Source organism: Nocardia sp. NPDC060220 (genome assembly GCF_042727815.1).
GTDB lineage: Bacteria > Actinomycetota > Actinomycetes > Mycobacteriales > Mycobacteriaceae > Nocardia.
The window spans coordinates 1-1,340 of record NZ_JBHWZY010001281.1 but is presented as its reverse complement, the minus strand read 5'-3'; the positions used below and the strand labels follow the sequence as shown (position 1 = coordinate 1,340).

Annotated in this window: 1 protein-coding gene; it reads right to left on the bottom strand. The window is 66.1% G+C overall.

All coding sequences use genetic code 11. From position 1 onward, the window contains the following. Positions 1 to 146: 146 nt before the first annotated feature. Positions 147 to 1,145 (bottom strand): helix-turn-helix transcriptional regulator, encoded by a 999-nt coding sequence (locus ACFWF3_RS36055; protein WP_379318651.1) that lies wholly within the window; start codon positions 1,143 to 1,145, stop codon positions 147 to 149. Between the last annotated feature and the right edge of the window lie 195 nt (positions 1,146 to 1,340).

The following is a 1,340-nucleotide window of genomic DNA, read 5'->3' as shown; positions in this document are numbered from 1 at the left end:
GGTTCTCCGGTGCTGTCGACGACAGCGGGGCGGACTTCGATCCGATCGGCTTCCCTCACATCAAGTCTCAGAGCTGAGCGCTGCTGATCCTGCTCCAAGTTCGGGTTCGGCTTGGCGGTGCGATTGCCTACTGATCTCGACGTTGCTCAGTCATCGGCATTACCGGTCGGTGGGATTGCGCCGGATGTCGTGGCGGCGGTGAGGCGCTGGCCCAGGGCGCACACGGCGTCGTTGAGGGCGTCGGGGTGCTCGATGACAAAAGGGCGGTTCAGGGCGGCGAGGACGGGGGGAATCCAGTCGAGGTGTTCGGCGCGGATGAGGACTCGGACCCAGGGGGTGGGATCGGTGGGTGGGGAGTCTATTTCGTGCAGCGTTGCGATGGTCGCGGGGAGTAGTGGGCGGATTTGGGTGGGTGTGCCTTGGACGCGGATCGATACCTCGTGCCGGTAGGGGGCAGTGGCGAGGGCGGACACGAGGTGGGTGGTCGGGTCGAATTCGGTGGGTGGAGTGAAGGTTTCGGGGAGGGTGGTTGTCTCGGTGATGCGGTCCAGTCGGAACTGGCGTAGGTCGTCGCTGTTGTTGTCCATCGCCGTCAGGTACCAGCGGCCGGAGTGGGCGACAAGTCCGTAGGGGTGCACGGTCCGCTGAGAGTGTTGTCCGTTCCGGTCGGTGTAACCGATGGCGACCAGTCGGTGTTCGCGGGTGGCCGCAGCGATGTCGAGGAGGACGGCGGTTTCGACCGGGACTTCGGCGCGGGCGCCGGTGGTGAATTCGGCGGTGTTCATCAGCGCGTCGAGACGAGCGCCCAGGCGTGCGGGCAGGACGCGGCGGAGTTTGGCGGTCGCGCTGTCGGCGGCGTGGACCGATGTCGTCGAATGGCTGGTGAGGAGTCCGAGCAGCACGGCTACCGCCTCGTCATCGGTCAGCATGAGTGGAGGCATCCGGTAGCCGGGAGCGAGTCGGTACCCGCCGTAGCGGCCGCGGACCGAGCGGACGGGGATATCCAGGTCGGTGAGATGGGTGACGTAACGCCTGACGGTGCGTTCGTCCACGCCCAGCCGCCCAGCGAGTTCGCCGACGGTATGGGTGCCGCCCGTCTGCAACAGCTCGAGCAGGGCCAGTACCCGGGCCGTGGGGCGCGTCATCCCGCAATTCTCCCATCGATACCGGGCGGAAACTGTCCGGTATCGCCTCTACCTTGGGATTCGGCGGTGGAACTTCCGCCCTTCCCGACAGCAGGAGTACGCAATGAACCTCGTCTCGATCCGCCTGATCACCGACGACATCGAACAGCTGGTCGGCTTCTATCAGCGGGTGACCGGTGTCGAAGCCCGGTGGGC